Raw genomic sequence first — 20,586 nt, forward strand, 5'->3', positions numbered from 1 at the left:
GTATTATGGAGCCTTCAGATACCTACCTGCATGAACTCATAGCTAAAAAGCTATCCGGTCAATGTACTGAGCCAGAATCCGCTGTACTACAGCAATGGCTAGATGCTTCCCCTGAAAACAAGGCGGAGTATGAGCTACTGTCAAAAATCTGGCAGCATAGCGATCACTCCTCTCCTTCCTTGCGCCAATACAATATTGACGCAGCCTGGGATAAAACTAACCGGTATATATCACCTGTTATCAGCATCCGGACTATCACAAAATACCGTCAATACGCCGCAGCAGCGGTAGTAGTACTTGCATTAGTAACCGGCACCTGGTGGCTGCTCCATTCCGGCGGCAAAAAACATGAGCTGGCAGCCAACGACGGCAAAATTAAAAGCCTGGAGCTACCCGACAAATCTATCGTTACCCTCCGTCAGGGCGCCCGGATCCGATATATCAACGGCTACCACCACGATCAACGAATCGTAGAAGTGGAAGGAGAGGCCTTCTTTGAAATTGCCAATGATCCGGCGCATCCCTTTTTCGTTAAAACGCCCAATCAATCTGTCATAGAAGTATTGGGCACTTCCTTTACCGTACAAACCGGCACAGACAGCACCGCAGTTACCGTTGCTTCCGGGAAAGTAAAACTGAGCATAGAAGGCGATACCACCGCCATCATCCTGGGCAGCGGACAAAGGGGCGTATGGGGCAATGGACAGTTGTACGCACGTGATAACAATAATCCTAATTTTATCGCCTGGAAAACCGGTATTTTGCAATTTAATGACCAGACATTACTTGAAATATTGCCACAATTAGCCGACTTTTACGCAAAAGATATCAGGGTTGATGATCAATACCTGGAAACAGCATCGCAGCAGAAAGCTACGATCTCCTTCCGGAATCAATCCTGTGATGATGTTTTGCATGAATTACAACTATTGCTTGGATTCAACTACAAACAAGAAGGTGACACTATCGTCATCAGCCAGTAGCTTTAGAAAACGACTCCTTTATATACTTACTTATTTCCTGCTGTTCTGGGCGCAATCGTTGCGGGCACAGAGCAGCAGTGATAATTTGCTGCAGTATAGCTACATTCCCTTCAACAAACAGGGCACTATCCTCTTTTACATACAGGATATCCAAAAAACTACCGGGATCAATATCTCCTATAGTTCCAGCTTCCTGCACCTCAACAAGAAGGTACAACTTACCGGAAAAGAACATACTACCGGAGAAGTACTCAATATCATCTTACAGGGCACCGGTATACAGGCTGCTGCCCTCAACGGAAAAATATTCCTGCTCCGGGAAAGCTCTCAAACCCAATATTATACGGTTAGCGGGTTTGTGAAAGAAGGCTACAGCAATGAGGTGATCATCGGCGCCTCTGTATTCGACCCGGTTACGCACAAGGGTACTGAAACAAACGCCTATGGCTTCTATAGCCTGCAGGTGCCGGATACCTGCCAGGGTATTATATTTTCCCATGTAGCCTATAAACCGGTATACCAACATCTGCCACCTCAGGACGAAGGCCAACTCAATATTCATATGGATATTCGCAGCTCCCTGCAAACAGTAGTGGTAAATGGCGAAATGGAAAGCACTAACTCCCAGGCAGGCTACCTCAACATGCCTATCGGGTATGTATCCAACTTCCCGGCCCTATTGGGAGAAAAGGACGTATTAAAATCTTTACAGCTATACCCTGGCGCCAGCAGCTCACTGGAAAGCAGTAGCAACCTGCTGATCAGAGGTGGCGGCGCAGACCAGAACCTTTATCTGCTCGACGGCGTTCCGCTATATCATACCGGCCATCTCTTCGGGCTGTTTTCCATCTTCAACGGAGATGCGGTAAAAGACGTATCCCTCTATAAAGATGCTTTTCCGGCACGCTATGGCGGACGCTTGTCTTCCGTAGTAGATATCCGTACCCGTGATGGTAACATGAAAGAGTGGCATGGCAGCGCCACCGTAAGCCCGGTATCAGGCAGCTTTCTGCTGGAAGGGCCTATTATAAAAGATAAAAGTTCCGCCTCCCTCTCTATCCGCAGATCGTTGGTAGATGCTTTATATGCCCACAACCTGATGAAGGATTATGGCGATTATTACCTGTATGATATCAATTTCAAACTAAACCAAATCATTAACGATAAGAACAGGATCTTCGTCAGCTTTTACAAGGGGCAGGATAAAATGCATATTAAAAGCGAGAACCCGGTAATACAGCTATTCGACGACTATAATTTTGCCTGGAGCAATATTACAGCTGCCGTAAAGTGGACCCGCGTAGTCAATCCCCGGATGTTTACCAATACCTCCGCTACCTATAGCCGCTTTTATAATTTATTCTCCCAGAATGCTATCATTCCAATCTCCTTCTATGACTCCCTTTTTGTAAGAGGCTACGGTTTCTCCAGGATACGGGACATTGCGGTGAGAAATGAAACAGAATATGCGGTGAACAACAGCCAGCATATTTCTTTCGGCGGAGGATATACCTATCATAATTTCGCTCCTACGGCCTATCATACCAATATTTCTGCTGGTGAAGCCACGCCGCGCAGGGCACCCATTTACTACATGTCGGAATTAACCGCTTATGCAGAAGATGAGTTCAGCCTGCTGAACGACCGGCTCATTGTCCGTCCCGGACTACATTTCGGGGCACTGGTACAACACTCTTCTTTTTATATGAGCGCACAACCACGCATGATGCTGCGGTGGCAGTTCCCGCAGTCGCAATATATCCAGGTGTCTTTCGCTAAAATGACGCAGTTTGTGCACCAGCTTACCACGCCAGTGATCAACCTACCAACAGACCTCTGGGTACCAAGTACTGAAAATATCAAACCAGAACAAGCTTTTTCTTACAGCGCATCTTACCAGCGCCAATGGAACAATCAATGGCGGTTCAACGTAAACCTGTATTATAAGCAACTAAAAGATATTGTAACCACAAACACAGTACTGAACATTTTCGATAACTCAGACCTTTGGGAGAAAAAAGTGATTGCTGGTAACGGTTATAACTATGGAAGCGAATTGTTGCTGGAAAAAACACAAGGCAGGCTAACCGGTATTTTTTCCTATACACTGTCATGGGCCTGGCGGCAGTTCGACAAGTTGAATGGTGGCAAGCAGTTTCCTTATAAGGAAGACCGGCGCCACAACCTTTCTATGGCCCTCAAATATAAGATCAACCAGAAATGGAACCTGGCCGCTTCCTGGAAATTTGCCAGTGGCACACCTTTCACCCTACCATTGCAAATATTCCCGGATTTCGACTGGAGCCATAATATTAAAGGCTACCTGGATGAACGCTATTCACCATTTTCCACCTACCAGGTGAACTACCTGCCTTACATTGCCAGACTGAATAATTACCGCCTGCATGCGATACATCATCTGGACCTGGGCGCTACCCTGCAACTTGGCGGAGAAACACACTGCAAGCATATTATTTCCGGCGGCCTGTATAATATATACAACAGGAGCAATCCTTTCATCGTGAGCTTCGACCAGTTCTCTTATTTTGCCTATGATGAAATTTATCCATTACAATTATACCAATATAGTTTATTCAGAACATTACCTTATCTAAGTTATACTTTCAAGTTTTAATCATGAAGTACCTGTTTATTTTTTTGCCGTTGCTGGGAATGACGCTGCTGAATGGATGTGAGCAGGAATTACCGGTACCTTCCAATAATATTTCTCCCCGGGAAGTAGTGTATAGCGAACTCGTCGCCAACAACGTAGCAGAAGTGCGCGTAGGGAAAAGTAAACCGATAGTTCCTGGTGTAGATAATAATTTCGACCTGGTAAACAATGCCCAGGTACAGTTGATGGATAAAAATGGTCAGCTGCTAGAAACACTATTATATGTAAATGATTCCAGCAATGCCATGAGCCTTTACCGGGGAAAAATGACGCTGGACGCCGGCAAGGCCTATAAAGTGCAGGTAGATGTACCTGGCCTGAAAACGGTAACGGCTACCGCTCCTATTCCCCCTCCCTTTAGGGTGGAACTGCTAGATACCCTGCGAACCTTACTCAATGGCCGGCCGGTACTGCGCTTCCACTTTACCGTAAGCCCTATACCAGGCGTACGGCAATATGTAGTCATGGAAGCCCTTAAACAAAGCATCATACTGGATACCTTATTTACCTGGCAGGGCATCCGTTACCGCAAAAGCGAACACCCTGCGCTGTACGACCAGGTGAAAGACCAACCGGAAGTGGATATAACAAAAGATAGTATCTACCAGAACGATTACCTCCGCATCCCTTGCTATACGCAAGATGAAGATGCCGACAATAACCAGATAGGCGGATTAAACGAAAACTACAACAGCATCCTATTCACCCAACAGGGTAAACCACTAACCACCTACTTCTATATCAACGCCACTGCGCTTAGCTCAAGTCCTGCCGAGGCAATTGCGCCTGTAGGCAGGGTATTGGTATATGTCAAATCAGTGTCGGTAGACTACTACAATTTCCTGCTTACTTATGAAAAAGTAAAACGCAATCCTGGCCTGAACAGCCTGATACAGGCTATTCAAATCCGGAGCAATACCCAGGGAGGCCTGGGCATTGTAGGCGGTAGTTTCCAGAAAGTATATTCTTTGTATTACGATACGCTCTAAACGGGTTATTTTAGCTCGTAGATATTGTTACTTTTATCAATATCTGCTATCCAGGTACTGCCCAGGGTTACTTTTTTAATTTTATGCGCAGCGGGAAAACGTAACGATACCGTTTTATTGCCTTTCTCCCAACAGTCGATACTACGGTGTAACCGTATAGTGGTGTTATCATCAAATAAAACCACCAGGTCTATCGGTACCAGTTTACTGCCTTTGGACGTAATTTCTATAGCGGCTGTTTTACCGGTTTGTGATACCTGTGTAATAGCCAGGTCTGGATAACCATTATCAAAAAACCAGTTTTTCCAGAACCAGTCCATATTCCTGCCAGCGCCGGTGTTCATACAATAAAAGAAATCATAGGGCTGCGGATGTTTCCCATTCCATTGGGCAATATAGTAGTGCAATGCTTTCAGGAAAAGACTATCGCCCAACATATCTTTCACATAAAGGTAGCCCAAAGCCGGTTTAGGATAGGAATTAGTGATATAGGCATCTGTTGTTTGATTGGAAGGCGTCATAATAGGAAGATCCTGTACCTTGCCCGCAATAAAATTATAGGAAAGCATACCATAATCATCTATAATAGCGCTATCTATCTGCGGAGAAATGATCCATTCCCCCATGGTAGCCCAGCCCTCGTCCATCCAGGCATATTGGGTTTCATTAATGCCCATGTAAAAGGGAAACATCGTATGAAAAATTTCGTGGTCGGTAAGCTCTACTGCCTGCGCTCTGTCTGACAAGGGATTATCGTTGACCATCATTGGATACTCCATCTGATCCAGTCCGTCGAACACGGTTTCATGGTTATACGGGTAAGGCCATTTAGGAAAGTAATGACTCATTTTGTCTACCGTAATACGGGCATAATGCACTACATCGAAAAAATCGGCATGGGCAGGGTTAAAAACCACGTCTACCCGTGTACGTCTTTGGGTAAGGTCGTCTACTTCCACGCTGGTAGCCTGCCATAAGTAGTGGTTACTGAGGGCAAAAGCAAAATCTGTTACATTGTTGGCTTCAAAGCGCCAGGTATTACTGCGGCTGTTGCGGGTAATATTCCCATTACGTATATCTGTGCTATCTATAATATACCTAATATCATCGCTTTTTTCAGCAGCGGTTATACGCTGTACAAATTTATCGTTGTATACCCCGGCGGCATTTTTCAGGTCGCCGGTAGCCCATACCTCATAGCCACCAGGTGCAGTGATCGCCACACGAAAGTCGCTAAAATCATTATAAAACTCCTGAATACCCATGTAAGGGATCTGGTCCCAGCCATTGATATCGTCGTATACGGCAATGCGGGGGAAAAAGTAGGCGATAAAATAGGCGCCGGTATCTACTGAACCAGTTCGGATATGCGTATTTTCATTGAGGATATAGGAGAAATTAAGCTCAAACTTCACCGTTTGGCCCGGGTATAATTCCGGTATACCAAGCAGCAAGTTGGTACCTCTGATACTGGGGGGCAACGGTTTATCAATCCCATTGACTTTCATATGCTTAATTGCGATACCCTCTGTAAGGTCATCGGGTAAAACGGGCATATTCCTGATGCCTCCCTTCTGGAAAAGATTGGGAAACAGTTTAAAATTAATCGTTCTCAGCGTATCCGGGCTATTATTGATATAACTGATCTGCTCTGTGCCAGATACCTTATTGGTAACGGGATCGAAAGCCACCTGTATATCATATCCGGCTTTGTTTTGCCAGTACTTGCTACCGGGTGCGCCTGTATAATTACGTACCTGGTTGTTGTACGACTGTTTAATACTCAGGGGCATATACAACTGTGCCTGTGCAATGGCCTGCTGTACTGTAAAGAGCAGCAAACCGAAAATGAACTTTCTCATAAGTTGTTAAAAGCGGTCACTTCAAATGTAGGGAATTACCGGGAAAATTAGCGATGGGATCTGTGGGCAGGCCCCAACAAACGGAAGATAGGTAGCCTGCTGTTGTACCAGGCACTTATGGCACTACAGAAATGGATATACGAATGATACTTTACCACCAAGAGAACAACTATGCAGCAAAGAACGGCTATCAAAAGAGATGATCGCTTGAGGGGTATTGTATTATGCAGGATTACGGGGTATAACACGCGCCGTATCTGCTGGTGGAACCGTGCTAATAGTATCTGGCTTGCTTTTCAGTGAATCTGCCGCCGCAGCGCTGTTATTCTTCTTTACAGGCGCCGTTGGGGCGGTATTATGGCGCGTAGCAGTGTATGTAGATACCACACCTTGTTGTTGAAGACCTTGCATTGTTTTTCTATCGAACAGATATTGGGGCCGTTTTTCTGGCCTTAATCCTTTATCAAATTCCGCTTCCGCCCCCATAGCAGGCGTCTGGTAAACTTTTTGGGAAGACTGGCAGGCGAATAGCCCCAACAACATGACAAACAACAAGTATTTCATGTAATAAATAAATAAAAGATGAGTATAGGCAAGGGAGATGGGGACTTGTGGTAAACGGTAAAACCGGCTTTTTATTGTTATTTTGAAAATTAAGCACCCTGTATTATTTTTAACGTAAATTCACTGGTTGTCATCCCCTTATTTATAATATTTTATACCTTTAACTACTATTTCAATCCCGATGAAAACCCTCCTAAAGGAGAGTCACGGCTTTAACTGTATTATTAACAAAGCACTATGAAAGTATCTACAACCAGCTTTCCGAGCGTATTTGAAACCGCTTTCGGAAACACCGAAAATTCAAGTAAGGACCTTCTCAATGGATTAAAAATTAAAAAAGACGATACATGGTATCTCGTGGGTAACCTTGCTAAAAGGGGAGGCATCAATCCGGGCCGCGTTACCAACGCAGCGCCTACAGAAGAAGATTATGAAATATTATTCAAAGCCGCTTTGTTAAATACCATCGATAAAGTACAGCAACCTATCTGCCTGACACTGGGTTTTCCTTTTTCAACCTACAATATCTACAAAACCGCAGCAGAGCATTTTTTAAGTAAAAGGCATTTCCTGATCGATTACGATACACAAACTTACAATACCAAAGGCTCTTTTAAGAAAGCCATGTTTGATATTGAAAAATATGAAGTGATTCCTGAAATTGTGGGCGGCATCATTGGCTTAAAAAAAACCATCAATGAGCCCCAATTGGATAATTTCATCGCCATCAGTTTTGGCTTTGGCACCATCGAAGGCGGTATGGCTACCGGCGACGGGTTAATCCACCGCACCTGCTTCAGCTCTCACGGTATCCGTTATGCAATTAATAACCTGACCCGTGAGCTGAACCAAAAACATTACCTGGAAATGAAAAATGAGCACCAGGTAGATGATGCCTTTATGAAAGGTTCTATCTTCACCAACCGCAAACGTATAGACCTGCGTGATATGCGGAAAGGTGTACTTACCCAATATTACAAAGAAGTAGTATCTCCCCTCATGCGCAGCTATTTCACAGACCTGGATTTTGAAACTTGTGAAAAAATTTACCTGATGGGCGGAGGGGCGCATTACCGCGAGCTTACAGATGCTTTTGCAGAAGAATTCCGTGACTTTATTCCAGTAGAAGTGGCACCAGAACCTGAGAATCTCATGAGTATTGGTTATCTTTATAATTCATTAAGAATATCTGATAATAAACCTCAAAGAAGTGTAGGCCTGGACCTTGGCAATTCCAGCTCCATTGTCTCCACATTTGAGGATCAGTTACAACATACACCAACAATTACACCTAATCCCATCACCCTCTAATCTATTAGTGTGATCAATGTCAGGCATTTTTTCCGCAATATCATAGTTCCCGGAGCTTTTCGTATTCCCAGAACTGTGTCCGTGAATGGTAGTATTGACGCCTCCGTGTCCGGCCGTATAGATGGCAACGTAAGAGGCGATGTAAAAACCAGCGGCAAGCTGGTAGTCAGTGAAACTGCGAATATACGTGGCCATATTTACGCTACCGACCTGGTGGTACAAGGAAAAGTGTATGGCGATGTATACATCACTAATAAAGCCCATATCAGCAACAAAGCCCTGGTTAAGGGCGATGTAAATGCGATGGTGCTGGAAATTGAGGAAGGTGCCAAAGTAGAGGGAGCGATCCGCAAAAATGTGCAACCACAGCAACCCTCCACTACTGTGTCCGACACTATCGTGGTACCAGTTCCTTCCGCTAATGCCACAGCAGCTAACGGAGAAGAAGAACAACAAACCAGTTGGTTCTGATGCTGTTCAACATAATGAAAGCGGCTGTAACCTTTGTGGGTAACAGCCGCTTTTTTATACGCCCATAGCGGGCCTATCGCTTCTTTTTTAACGGATCGAGCAATGCTGTGAGCCCATTCATTTTTATGACCAACATAGTTTCCAGCAGCATGCCTAATTTACCTTTAGGAAAACCATTCCGTTGGAACCATTCCAGGTAGCTTACCGGCAGATCGCATAAAACTACGTCTTTGTACTTGCCAAAAGGCATTTTCATATTGACCAATTGTTGCAGCATTTCCGGATCGGGGGTGGCCATCTCCATATCATTAAAAGATTTATAACCTGGTAAAGTTAAATTATAAATCTGTTTCCCATGGCCTTGGTAGTAAAGGTAGCGGCTTATTGGCCGGCAGCAGGCGTCCGGCGGGTATAAGCTACCCGGTAAAATTCATATCCCTGTTCCATATGGTAGGGCCAATACCGTTCCCGGTATGCCGCAGCACCCAGGTCTTCCAGCAATTGGAACTGATATTGTTGAAGATACACCGGCAACGCAACGGGATCAAAACCAAAAGTCCATTTTTCTTCCAATGCTGCTACCTCCTGTAACAGCTTTTCCCCACCATAAAAAGCGGCAGGATGATACAAGATATCCTCGTGTACATACGTGAAAATAACGGTTGTACCAGGAGCAAAACGCTGTAAAAAAGCGAAGGTATTATCGATCGCTTCTTTATTGAGATAATTAGTAACTCCTTCCCAAATAATCACCGAAGGCAATGAAAAATCAAAATTATTTTGCGCCCCTAACTGATCTAAACTTTGTTTATTAAAGTCAATCTGGTAATAAAATACTTTAGAAGGAATCTTATATGCGCGTAACCGGGAGAGCTTAAACGCTGCTGTATCAGGATGATCTATTTCCACTACTTTCATCCGTTCCAGGAATGGCAAACGTAAACCACGGGTATCAAAACCAGCGCCTAGAATAAACACTTGCTGAGCGCCCTGCGCTATAGATTGTTGCAACAGGTCGTCTATATATTTGGTACGTGCGATCCCGGAGGATAATGCACCGGGAATTTTTTTCCGGATGATATATTCTACCAACAGGCGCCAGCCAGGTATCCAGCATAACCACACTCCTAGCCGCAGGCTATTATCCAGGAAACAAGCGGCAAACTTATCAGTAAAAAGCCGTTGTTTTTTTGGGCGGGTGGTTTCTAATGCCCGGAACAGGGCCATATATTGGGCGGTTCTACTCGTGACACCTTCTTTCATAGATCATATACTCTTTACAGAGAAATAAACGTATGCCAATTTAATCAAAAAAAGGATACAGCAATATACGCCGGTTGATGCGTAGCGATAGGGATGTTATCACGCAAGCGAATATACGTTGGCTGGTACCGGCACCTGCCAAAGAATAATGGGAGCATGTTCCTGACGCCTGGTGGGCACTACATAAAGGCTGCGCTCCTTTCTGCTTGAACAATAGTATTAGGTATTATTCTATCTAACTGAAAATCAGTCAAATAAAAACACAACCAAGTAATTCACAGCATAAAATACCGGGTAAAAGGCTTGCAAACGCCATTAATTTTGCAATAATTTCAAAAAAAAATCTATTTTTAGAAAATATTCTAAATTGAGTTGCTAAAATGAGCCAACATTTAAATATTGACAAATTAGATTTACAGATCATTTCAGAAATGTCAACCGACGCCAGCATTTCTTATGCGGAGTTGGGGAAAAAGCTGTTTGTATCTGGGGGCACTATTCATGTACGCATCAAAAAGCTGCATGAAATGGGAGTGATCAGGGGCACCCGTTTACAGGTGAACCTGCGTGCCATTGGCTTTGATGTATTGGCTTTTATTGGCATCTACCTGGAAAAAAGTTCCTTGTATGAAAATGTGGCCAAACAATTATTAAAGATCCCACAGATTGTCCGGTTAAACTATACCACCGGCGCTTACAGCATGTTTGCTGAAATCATTTGCCGCGACAGCAGCGAGCTGCGTAAAATTTTGCAAGATGATCTGCAACATATCAAAGGCATTGAGCGCACAGAAACCATCATTTCACTGGAAGAGAGTTTCTCCCGCCCCATTAATGTAAGTGAAGCACTCTGATAAAAGTTATGTATAGCGGTTGGCTGCCAGCCAGCTGCTGTCACTTCTTGCACATGGCTCAAGATAAATAGCCCGGATAAAGAACAGTTAAAACATTCCCCTGTTCCCCTACTGCAGTAATGTATAATAGCTTCACGGACAAATATTTCCGCATATGAAGCACCTGATACTTCCTGTAGCAGTGATATTGCTGTTTTCTTGTAAACCACTGCGCCCCGCCACCTACTATACCGGCCTCTATACCCTGCATGTTTACGATAGCACCAGAAAATTCGACAAAAATTTCCGCCCTGTAAAAATAGACCTGTTCTTTCCTGCTGCTAAAACGATCAGTAAATATCCGCTCAGCTATGAAGAGATACTGGATATGGCTGCCTTACGGCTGAATTACAGTTTACCGAAAGACAGTTGCCATATAACTACCCACCACATTGCCCAGGCCATAGCACAGGAATTTAAACTAGACAGTGCTAACAGTATCTTCTACTATAACACAGAAGTATATACGGCAGAACTACCTGCAAAGACTACACGAAAATTACCTGTTATCATATACGCCGCCAGCATGAATGGCAGCAGTTGGGAAAACATTATCCTCTTTCACCGCCTCGTGCAACAGGGTTATCTGGTAGCCGCCATCAGTTCTGTAGGCAGGTATCCTGGCGATATGGGCGCTACCGCAGACCTGGAAGAACAGGTAAAAGACCTGCTGTTTACCCAACGTTACCTCAGCGCCCTTTCCATGGCCGATACGGCCCATATCGGCTTGTTAGGCTGGGGGCTGGGCGGAAGTGCCATTACTAAAGCGGCCATGCAATCTAGCGCCTCCAAATGCCTGCTTTCTTTAGATGGTACGGAAATACACTGGTATGGCAATGAAGCAGAGTGGGACCGCGAGTGTAATAAAATGATGCGGGGTCCACAGGTATATCCGCAGCAAATTAGGGTGCCTTATTGTTACCTGGGTAGTGAGCATCCTGATATGCAGCAGCACAGTGCCACCACCTCCCACTATTACCTGAAACTGAACAATGCCCGGCATGAAGACTTCTCTTCCCTTATCTCTATTGCAGAACATGTACAACCTTCACTTGGAAGTTCCCACAGTAAGCGGCAGCAACTGGTCGGCTATCTTGCCGGTGCATTCTTTGATACTTATCTAAAACAACAACCTACCGGATTCGATAAAATAATAGACTCTCTGCTGACGGGCTATCCGGCCGAATACAGCAAAGCATATTAATAAAACAGCCGGGTGCTACGTTTGCAGCACCCGGCCGAAAGATGTATAGTGATTGTTTATGGCTGTTCTGCTGCCAGTTTGCGGACATCGCGGGTACCCGCATACAGTTCATATTCCAGCAAGCGGCAATCGATAGTACTGTTATAAAACTCAATACGGCGTTTGGCTTTCAGCCCTATCTTCTTGGCCAATTCGAGATTGCCGGTGAAGATATAGCCATAATAACCGCCACATTTTTGTTTCAGGAAATCACCGATGCGGCCATAAGTGTCTTCCAGGGCTTCTATTTCGCCCAAACGCAAACCATATTCAGGGTTCATATATACTACGCCTGTAGCTCCGGTTGGTATTTCTGTGCTGGCAAAATCGCATATCTGGAATTCGATGATATCTTCTACGCCCGCGGCACGCGCATTTTTACGTGCATTCACAATGGCTTGTTCACTCAGGTCTGTAGCAATGATCCGGAGGCCAGGTACTTCCACGATCTGGTTTTCCAGGCGCCCTCTCTCATTGAGGTATACTGCTTCTTCATAACCTAGCAAATGCATAAAAGCGTAATTGTTTCGGAAAAGTCCCGGGCGGGTATTGGTAGCGATCAAGGCAGCTTCAATGGCTACAGTGCCGGAGCCACACATGGGATTGATAAACGGTGACCGACGGTCCCACCGTGTAGCCAGGATGGTGGAAGCAGCCAGGGCTTCCAGCATAGGCGCACGACCAGGAATTTTCCGATAGCCATGGCGGGCAATGGAATCGCCGGTAGTATCCACAAATATTTCTGCTTCCTCATTTTTCCAGAACAGGTGAATTACCGCCCCGCTAAGCTCTGCGCCTGTAGAAGGCCTTTTACCGGTCTTTTCCCGTAAGCGGTCTACTACGGCGTCCTTTACACGAAGATTAGCAAACATGCCGTTATTGATAGTATCGTTCTGCACATTGCTGGTAATGGAAAAATATCCTTCTTCGGGCAAAATGGTTTCCCAGGGAAAATGACGTAACTCCTGGTAAATACCGTCTGCATCTGCCGCTTTAAACTGCTTGAGGCTATACAGCACCTGGCTGGCACAGCGCAGGTTCAGGTTCAAACGGATACATTCATTTAACGTGGCATGCAAGCGCACTCCCGTAATGAATGTGTCTTCTATCTGGAATCCCAGTTCTTTTACTTCCTGCTCCAGGAATGGAGTCAAGCGTTTGTTACAGGTAATGGTAACGGTTCCCTTTGTAGTATATAATGACATAAGGCGGCAAATTTACCGATCCTTTACGACATTAGCTAATAGCTAATCGGCCCATATTTCATTGGCAGCCGTGAGGATCAAAGGGGCCTGTTCTGTTACCACAATAGTATGTTCGTGTTGCGCTACAAAACCTCCCCTGTTGCCTATTAATGTCCAGCCATCTTGGGCTTGGGTGGCGTAAGAAGACTTGGTAGCAATAAATGTTTCTATGGCCACAACCGAATCTTTCCGGAAGCAGGATTTATTGAAGCGTACATAACAATTCAGGATATCATCCGGCTCCTCGTGTAAGCCGCGTCCTACACCGTGGCCAGCCAGGTTACGGATCACCGTAAAACCTAATTTTCCAGCTGAGGTTTCAATGAAACGCCCAATTTCTGCAATACGGATATGATCTTTTATTTGCTGAATAGCATTGAAGAGGATGGTCCGGGAAGCATCTACTAATGGCTGATGCTGGTGAATATCTTCTCCTAACACAAAAGAGCCTCCATTATCCGACCAAAAGCCATCCAGTTCTGCAGATACATCTATGTTCACCAGGTCGCCTTCCTGTAATATTTTGTTAGCTGAAGGTATCCCATGCGCAATTTCATTGTTTACACTGATACAAGTCCAGCCAGGAAAGCCATAAGTGAGTTTAGGTGCGGATTTAGCGCCCAGTGCCTGTAGTATTTCCCCGCCATAATCATCTACTTCTTTAGCCGTCATACCCGGCCTGGCATAATTTCTCATTTCTCTAAGGGTAACGGCCACTGCTTCGCTAACCTTTTTCATACCGTTGAGTTCTGCTTCTGTAGTTATCGACATAAAAGATATGGTTGATGTGATGAATATAAGTTGGTGTGATAGCGTTAATCACCAGCTTAGAGCTGATGCCACCGCGGGGATTGCAGATCAGCGTGATCCTTAAACGGTCGGCCTCATATACCTCCATCAGGTGATCATATACGATATTGATCAATCGCTCATAAGAAACAATGATATCACGCAGGTGATAGACATAATGCTTGAGTGATTTAAGCTCAATGAGCTTTTGTTTCGGATAAAAGGTGATATAAAGTTTAGCAAAATCCGGTTGTTCCTCCACCCCTAAAAAAGTAAATTCAGGCACTTTGATCTTCATCTCATACTTTTCCTTAGATGGATTAGGTAAGGCTTTCAGCAACGTTTTATCAATCTGTTGATAGCGCTTTTTAATCATAAGTAGTATATAGATAATCTATCGCAATGTAACATATTTACTCCATATACCCTGCCGGCACAAATCAGTAAGCAAGAGCATCATGCAGATAATATGCTATCTGGCACTATGCATGCAATACCTCCCTGGCAAAAACACCAAGCCTCTTTTTTTGTTACCTATAATCAGCCGATAAAATAAATTTGGAATTAGATTGTGTACAATCTAATTTTACAAAATAAAATATATTCTATCATGACAAGCATTGAAGCTTTATACACTGCACATGCCACTGCCACTGGCGGCAGAAACGGCCACGTTACTTCTTCCGATGGCGTATTAGACCTCGACGTAAGAATGCCCAAAGAACTGGGTGGAAGCGGCGGCGCCTACAGTAACCCGGAGCAGTTATTTGCCGCGGGTTATGCTGCTTGTTTCGACAGCGCACTGAATCATGTGATCAGAATACAGCAGGTAAAAACCGGTACTACCCAGGTTACCGCTAATGTAAGCATCGGAAAAACTGACAATGGCGGTTTTGGATTGGCAGTAAAGCTGCAGGTATCCATACCAGATACAGATCCGCAACTGGCAAAAGAACTATTGGAAAAAGCGCACCAGGTATGTCCGTATTCCAATGCTACCCGCGGCAATGTTGCAGTAGAACTGGAACTGATCTAAACTACCTCCCATGAAAGTTTTAATTGTATTGACATCGCATAACGAACTAGGCAATACCGGTCATAAAACCGGTTTCTGGCTGGAAGAATTTGCTGCCCCTTATTACACGCTGGCAGACGCAGGAGCCGAAATAACGATTGCCACCCCTAAAGGAGGGCAACCGCCAATTGATCCTAAAAGCGAATTACAAGAATTCCAGACAGCCGCCACAAACAGGTATATCCGGGATGAGGCACTACAACGCAAGCTTGCTAATACAGTAAAACTAAATGAGGTGGCAGCAGATGATTACGATGCCGTATTCTATCCCGGTGGCCATGGACCGCTATGGGACCTGGTAAATAATCCCTGTTCCATAGCGCTCATCGAAACATTTTACCGGCAACATAAGCCCATTGCTTTTGTATGCCACGCCACCGCAGCACTGATCAAAGTAATGGATTCTACCTCCGGCGAACCACTGGTAAAAGGCAAGGAAGTAACCGGCTTTAGCAATAGCGAGGAGGAAGCTATACAATATACTAACGTAGTACCGTTCCTGTTAGAAAACGAATTGAAAAAACTTGGCGGTTTTTATAGCAAAGCAGCGAACTGGCATTCTTATGCCCTGAAAGACGGCTTACTCATTACCGGACAGAACCCGGCCTCTTCTAAAGAAGTAGCTAAGATATTAATTGAAACATTGGCTTAGTTTTGCCCGGCTAAAATCACTCGGTTTGAAACAATTAAAATTATCGGATCAACTTTGTTTTTCTTTTTATGCCGTGTCAAGGCTGGTAACTTCCCATTACCAGCCTTTACTCCAAGCATTAGACCTTACCTACCCCCAATACCTCGTCATGCTCTCTCTCTGGGAACATGAAACCCTTTCTGTAAAAGCGTTAGGCAAGCTACTGATGTTAGACTCCGGCACGCTCACCCCCTTGTTGAAAAGACTGGAAAACAAAAAATTAATCCGGCGTACCCGCAGTAAAACGGATGAACGCATCGTAGATATACAACTCACAGAACAAGGGTCACTGCTGCGGGAAGCCGCCGCCGACATCCCGGAAAAATTGGCCTGCAGCATGGGATTTACAGCGGAAGAATATAAAACGCTCAAACCTGCCATAGACACTATCTTAAAGAGACATCTCCCCCTATCATAACAGCTAATCTCACAATAGACAGAAAATATCTTATTCCCAACAACCCATAAAAAAGGCATCCTGGATATACCAGGATGCCCCAACGCTTATGCGTTAACAGATGCTCTCAGGAGCCCCCTGTGTTAAACTAAATTAACCTCAGGTGTCCATGAATATTCTGTAGATAACATGAATACCTCCTTTTCTTTGATGAGCTATCAATTTACAGGAAAATATCTGGATCTGTCGGCACAACAACAAAAAAATAACATATCTCAGCAGTGAAATTATATAACTATTTGACATTGTTTCCCTTTACCAAAGGCAACAGTATTTCCCGGATGAGGCTCCTACCAACCACCGGTGGTTTCTAATATCGCCAAGCTGGTGAATAATGAGCCAGGGGCTCAATTAACAACATTATCTTCCTATATTTATTTCTTCTTTAATGCTGCTGCAATCGCTTTTTCTGCCAGTGGCCCCATTACCAGGTAGCCTGCTTTATTAGGATGCACACCATCGTAGGTGAGTTCAGATTTCAAGCCTTTCCTATCATCTGCCATCGCCGTATAATAATCCAGGTACACACAGTTATTTTTAGCAGCGTAATTTTTGAGGCGTTGGTTGAGGTCCGCAATTTTTTCTACCGGCTCTAATCCTTTCCGCCAGGGATAATCGAAGGCTGGCAACACAGAAGACAATACCACCTTGATCCCATTTGCCTTTGCCAGCTCCACCATAGATACAATATTGCCAAAAATGGTTTCCACCGGCGTATAGCCCGTATTACCGGCAATATCATTGGTACCGGCCAGGATCACCACTACCCTGGGTTTAAGGTTAATAACATCCGGGCGGAAGCGGATCAGCATCTGTGGGGTAGTTTGACCGCTAATACCCCTATTGATATAAGGCTTACCATCAAAGAACTCGGGGTTCAACTTACTCCAGCCAATGGTAATGGAGTTACCCATAAATACCACCCGTTGTTCACCCGGTTTAGGCGCCGCTACTTTTTCATTGTCAGCAGCAAAACATTTCAGGCAGGCCCAGTCCTGCTTCATCAGTTCATCATATGGCTTCACTTGCCGCAGGACAATAGAATCCTGTGCCATTGCAGTAGTTGCCCCCATCATGGAAAAGGCTATCAAGGACAGTTTCAGTTTTTTCATTTTCATGTATCAGTTTTATTACGTGCAATTTTCGACGGTTAAAATACTCAAAAACTGTTACATACTCCTTAAATACCTAAAAAGGCCCCTCCTATAAGGCAAGCCGGATGATTTCAATCAGGATAATGGTTGATAAAAAAAGTTAAAAAACGGAAAAACGTTTGCTATATTACTCTAGCTATAGTGAATCAACCATGTTTCAAGTATCAAGAAACCTAATACAAGTGTATATCATGACCACGTTTAGAAAAACACCTATCCGGTTGCTGTTGCTTATTTCCTTTGCTTTAACAACGGCAATAGCCTGCTCTAACGAAAACGAATCAACGCAAAAAGCCCACGGGAGCGCCAATCCTAAAATTGATGCGCTGAAACTACCTGATAACTTTAAGGCAGAGCGGTTGTACAGCCCTGGCGATAACAAACAAGGGTCGTGGGTATCTATGACCTTCGACAACAAAGGGCGCATGATTGTTTCTGATCAATATGGCTTTTTATACCGCCTGCAATTACCTGCGGTAGGAGAAGATTCATCCAGGCTGAAAATAGAACAGCTGCACATTGGTAACGACACCTCTACCCAACATATTACCATGGGCTATGCCCAGGGATTACTGTATGCGTTCAACAGTTTGTACGTAATGGTAAACCATAACAGCGACGAGCGTTTTTCCAAAGGCAGTGGCTTATACCGCCTCCAGGATACAGATGGCGACGATCAATTCGACAAGATCACCTTGCTCAAAGCACTAGATGGAGAAGGAGAACATGGGCCGCACAGCATTGTGCTTTCTCCCGACAAAAAATCCATTTATGTGATCGCCGGTAATTTTACCAAGATACCGGAGATGAACAACTACAAGGCGCCGCCTTCCTGGAATATAGACAATATATTACCTTTTATCAAAGACCCTAACGGTCACGATAATACGGTGAATATCCATGGCGGATGGATTGCGCACATCGACTCTACCGGCGCCAATTGGGAGCTGGTCAGCTCCGGGTTCCGCAATCCTTTTGACCTTACATTCAATGATGCAGGGGATATGTTTACCTATGATTCCGACATGGAATGGGACTTTGGCACCCCCTGGTACCGTCCTACCCGTATTTGCCAGGTAACCAGTGGCAGCGAATTCGGATGGCGCCCAGGCACCGCAAAATGGTCGCCTTCCTACCCCGATAACCTGCCGGCAGTGCTGAATATTGGCCAGGGCTCTCCTACCAACCTGATATATGGAGGTCAGGCACATTTCCCGGAGAAATACCGCCGGTCATTATTTGCCTTCGACTGGAGCTTCGGCATTATCTATGCCATTCACTTAGAGCCCGATGGAGCCTCCTATAAAGCCAGTGCAGAAGAATTTCTTTCCGGTTCTCCCCTACCGCTAACCGATGGCGCTATTGGCCCAGACGGCGCACTGTATTTCCTGACCGGTGGACGCCGGCTCGAATCAGATCTGTACCGGGTCTATTATAAAAACAATCAATCCGGTAATGCTCCCTTGCCCGCAACGCCTCCTACTGCAGCTGCCAATATCCGCCGGCAACTGGAAGCATACCATGGCGGCGCCAAACCTGGCGCCATAGCATTTGCGTGGCCTTACCTAAAACATGAAGACCGCTTTATCCGTTTCGCGGCGCGGGTGGCGATAGAGAACCAGCCAGTGAGTCAGTGGCAAAATAAAGTATTACAAGAAAAAGACCCCGAAACCCTGATACAGGGTAGCATTGCATTAGCCCGTCAGGGAAAGGAAGACGTAAAGGAATTATTGCTTCCGCAACTAATGACCATCCATTACACACAACTCACTCCTGCGCAACAGATAGACCTGTTGCGTGCCTTTGAACTCATATTGGTGCGCATGGGTAAACCAGATGCGCCACTGGCCGCGCAGGTAGCCGCTTACCTGGATCCATATTATCCGGGGGGCAGCAATGATATTAACCGCTCTTTAAGCAAAATACTGGTATACCTGGATGCTCCTAAAGCAGTGGAAAAAACAATGGCTTTGCTAACCGCCGCCAAAGACGATACCGCCACCAACAAAACCGCCATGCAGTCGGCCGACCTGATCCTGCGCAACCCGCAATATGGGTTAGACATTGCCGGCATGCTATCTAAAATGCCTCCGCTGCAACAAACCTGGTACGCCACCGTGCTATGCCAGGCCCAAAATGGATGGACACCTGCCCTGCAGGACCAATACTTCCAATGGTTCTACCATGCCTTTACCTTTAAAGGCGGACATAGTTTTATTGGCTTCATCAACAATGCACGTATGAAGGCGCTGGCCAATGTGCCTAAAAAAGATTTCGCCCGTTTCAACCGGCTTTCCGGCGACTCCCTGGTTAACAGCAATGGTAACCTGGCCCAAGGCTTCCCGCAGCCCCAAGGACCTGGCAGACAGTGGACCGTGGATGATGCTGTAAAAATAATAGACAGCGGCCTTGTGCACCGCAACTTCGACCAGGGCCGCGCCATGTTCGCCACCTCATTATGTAGCTCCTGCCACACCATTCGCGGAGAAGGTGGCGTAGCCGGACCCGATCTAACGCAACTGGGTACACGCTTTTCTACCAAAGATATCCTGGAAGCAATTATTGACCCCAGCAAAACTATTTCCGACCAATACGCCGCCACCGTATTTTCCCTGAAGAACGGAGGCTCCATACTTGGCCGGTTAGTAAGCCAGGACAATGAAAAATATATTATTTCCCAGAATCCGTTTGCACCACAGGAACACCGGGAATTACTGAAAAAAGAAGTAGCCGGCATCAAAACATCTACCGTTTCCGTAATGCTGCCTGGCCTTATTAACCGGTTAAATCCGGATGAACTAAAGGACCTGGTAGCTTATCTGAAATCCGGCGGCAACCGGCAGGATACTGTTTTCCTGGGAGCCAGGCAGCTGGGCAGCCGGTAATTTTTTGTCTCTGACAGCAGCATTGGAAAGGAACCTTA

Annotated in this window: 19 protein-coding genes; 11 read left to right on the forward strand and 8 right to left on the reverse strand. The window is 45.3% G+C overall.

Annotated features, from left to right (window positions below):
• The first annotated feature begins 5 nt into the window (after positions 1-5).
• The 3 genes from ACDQ55_RS20015 to ACDQ55_RS20025 are packed head-to-tail and all read left to right on the forward strand — an operon-like array spanning position 6 to position 4,646.
• Positions 6-983, forward strand: a complete 978-nt coding sequence (locus tag ACDQ55_RS20015; RefSeq protein WP_420983376.1) for a FecR family protein — start codon at positions 6-8, stop codon at positions 981-983.
• Positions 934-3,618 (forward strand): carboxypeptidase-like regulatory domain-containing protein, encoded by a 2,685-nt coding sequence (locus tag ACDQ55_RS20020; RefSeq protein ID WP_420983378.1) that lies wholly within the window; start codon positions 934-936, stop codon positions 3,616-3,618. The genes ACDQ55_RS20015 and ACDQ55_RS20020 overlap by 50 nt, the downstream gene beginning before the upstream one ends.
• Before the next feature lie 2 nt (positions 3,619-3,620).
• The gene (locus tag ACDQ55_RS20025; protein ID WP_420983379.1) at positions 3,621-4,646 is read left to right on the forward strand and encodes a DUF4249 family protein; all 1,026 of its coding nucleotides are present in this window, start codon (positions 3,621-3,623) and stop codon (positions 4,644-4,646) included.
• 5 nt (positions 4,647-4,651) lie between these two features.
• On the opposite strand, the gene ACDQ55_RS20030 is transcribed toward ACDQ55_RS20025, so the two are convergent.
• Positions 4,652-6,508: a M1 family metallopeptidase gene (locus ACDQ55_RS20030; RefSeq protein ID WP_420983381.1), complete on the reverse strand. Its 1,857-nt coding sequence runs from the start codon at positions 6,506-6,508 to the stop codon at positions 4,652-4,654.
• Between the two features lie 222 nt (positions 6,509-6,730).
• Complete coding sequence (locus tag ACDQ55_RS20035) at positions 6,731-7,072, reverse strand: hypothetical protein (RefSeq protein ID WP_420983382.1); 342 nt, start codon at positions 7,070-7,072, stop codon at positions 6,731-6,733.
• 237 nt (positions 7,073-7,309) lie between these two features.
• Here ACDQ55_RS20035 and ACDQ55_RS20040 point away from each other — a divergent pair, with 237 nt between their 5' ends.
• Positions 7,310-8,383, forward strand: coding sequence for a hypothetical protein (locus ACDQ55_RS20040; RefSeq protein ID WP_420983383.1), 1,074 nt, complete (start codon positions 7,310-7,312; stop codon positions 8,381-8,383).
• A 9-nt stretch (positions 8,384-8,392) separates the two neighbouring features.
• Positions 8,393-8,854, forward strand: a complete 462-nt coding sequence (locus ACDQ55_RS20045; RefSeq protein ID WP_420983384.1) for a bactofilin family protein — start codon at positions 8,393-8,395, stop codon at positions 8,852-8,854.
• 73 nt (positions 8,855-8,927) lie between these two features.
• On the opposite strand, the gene ACDQ55_RS20050 is transcribed toward ACDQ55_RS20045, so the two are convergent.
• Positions 8,928-9,158 carry a DUF3820 family protein gene (locus tag ACDQ55_RS20050; RefSeq protein WP_420983386.1) on the reverse strand — a complete coding sequence of 77 codons (231 nt, stop codon included), beginning with the start codon at positions 9,156-9,158 and terminating at the stop codon, positions 8,928-8,930.
• 77 nt (positions 9,159-9,235) lie between these two features.
• Positions 9,236-10,117 (reverse strand): class I SAM-dependent methyltransferase, encoded by an 882-nt coding sequence (locus ACDQ55_RS20055; RefSeq protein WP_420983388.1) that lies wholly within the window; start codon positions 10,115-10,117, stop codon positions 9,236-9,238.
• A 380-nt stretch (positions 10,118-10,497) separates the two neighbouring features.
• Here ACDQ55_RS20055 and ACDQ55_RS20060 point away from each other — a divergent pair, with 380 nt between their 5' ends.
• Both ACDQ55_RS20060 and ACDQ55_RS20065 read left to right on the forward strand, forming a co-directional pair.
• Entirely contained in the window at positions 10,498-10,971 is a 474-nt protein-coding gene (locus tag ACDQ55_RS20060; RefSeq protein WP_420983389.1) for an Lrp/AsnC ligand binding domain-containing protein, read from the forward strand.
• A 154-nt stretch (positions 10,972-11,125) separates the two neighbouring features.
• Positions 11,126-12,214: a hypothetical protein gene (locus tag ACDQ55_RS20065; RefSeq protein ID WP_420983390.1), complete on the forward strand. Its 1,089-nt coding sequence runs from the start codon at positions 11,126-11,128 to the stop codon at positions 12,212-12,214.
• Between the two features lie 56 nt (positions 12,215-12,270).
• Here the strand turns inward: ACDQ55_RS20065 and ACDQ55_RS20070 are convergent, their stop codons facing one another.
• From ACDQ55_RS20070 to ACDQ55_RS20080, 3 genes are read right to left on the reverse strand one after another with little or no spacing between them, the layout of a single operon-like run.
• A complete protein-coding gene (locus ACDQ55_RS20070) occupies positions 12,271-13,458 on the reverse strand; it encodes a THUMP domain-containing class I SAM-dependent RNA methyltransferase (protein ID WP_420983391.1) in 1,188 nt (395 codons plus the stop codon).
• Positions 13,459-13,500: 42 nt separating this feature from the next.
• Positions 13,501-14,268, reverse strand: coding sequence for a type I methionyl aminopeptidase (gene map, locus ACDQ55_RS20075; RefSeq protein ID WP_420983392.1), 768 nt, complete (start codon positions 14,266-14,268; stop codon positions 13,501-13,503).
• Entirely contained in the window at positions 14,222-14,662 is a 441-nt protein-coding gene (locus tag ACDQ55_RS20080) for a preQ(1) synthase (RefSeq protein ID WP_420983394.1), read from the reverse strand. The genes map and ACDQ55_RS20080 overlap by 47 nt, the downstream gene beginning before the upstream one ends.
• Before the next feature lie 234 nt (positions 14,663-14,896).
• Between ACDQ55_RS20080 and ACDQ55_RS20085 the strand changes: the two genes are divergently transcribed.
• From ACDQ55_RS20085 to ACDQ55_RS20095, 3 genes are read left to right on the forward strand one after another with little or no spacing between them, the layout of a single operon-like run.
• The gene (locus ACDQ55_RS20085) at positions 14,897-15,322 is read left to right on the forward strand and encodes an organic hydroperoxide resistance protein (protein ID WP_420983395.1); all 426 of its coding nucleotides are present in this window, start codon (positions 14,897-14,899) and stop codon (positions 15,320-15,322) included.
• Between the two features lie 10 nt (positions 15,323-15,332).
• On the forward strand, positions 15,333-16,013 hold the full coding sequence (locus tag ACDQ55_RS20090; protein ID WP_420983396.1) for a type 1 glutamine amidotransferase domain-containing protein: 681 nt from the start codon (positions 15,333-15,335) through the stop codon (positions 16,011-16,013).
• Positions 16,014-16,038: 25 nt separating this feature from the next.
• Positions 16,039-16,470, forward strand: a complete 432-nt coding sequence (locus tag ACDQ55_RS20095; RefSeq protein WP_420983397.1) for a MarR family winged helix-turn-helix transcriptional regulator — start codon at positions 16,039-16,041, stop codon at positions 16,468-16,470.
• A gap of 413 nt (positions 16,471-16,883) precedes the next feature.
• On the opposite strand, the gene ACDQ55_RS20100 is transcribed toward ACDQ55_RS20095, so the two are convergent.
• Positions 16,884-17,621 (reverse strand): SGNH/GDSL hydrolase family protein, encoded by a 738-nt coding sequence (locus ACDQ55_RS20100; protein ID WP_420983399.1) that lies wholly within the window; start codon positions 17,619-17,621, stop codon positions 16,884-16,886.
• 233 nt (positions 17,622-17,854) lie between these two features.
• On the opposite strand from ACDQ55_RS20100, the gene ACDQ55_RS20105 reads away from it, so the two are divergent.
• A complete protein-coding gene (locus tag ACDQ55_RS20105; RefSeq protein ID WP_420983400.1) occupies positions 17,855-20,548 on the forward strand; it encodes a c-type cytochrome in 2,694 nt (897 codons plus the stop codon).
• Positions 20,549-20,586 lie beyond the last annotated feature (38 nt).

The organism is Chitinophaga sp. 30R24 (assembly GCF_049056765.1).
Classification (GTDB): domain Bacteria; phylum Bacteroidota; class Bacteroidia; order Chitinophagales; family Chitinophagaceae; genus Chitinophaga.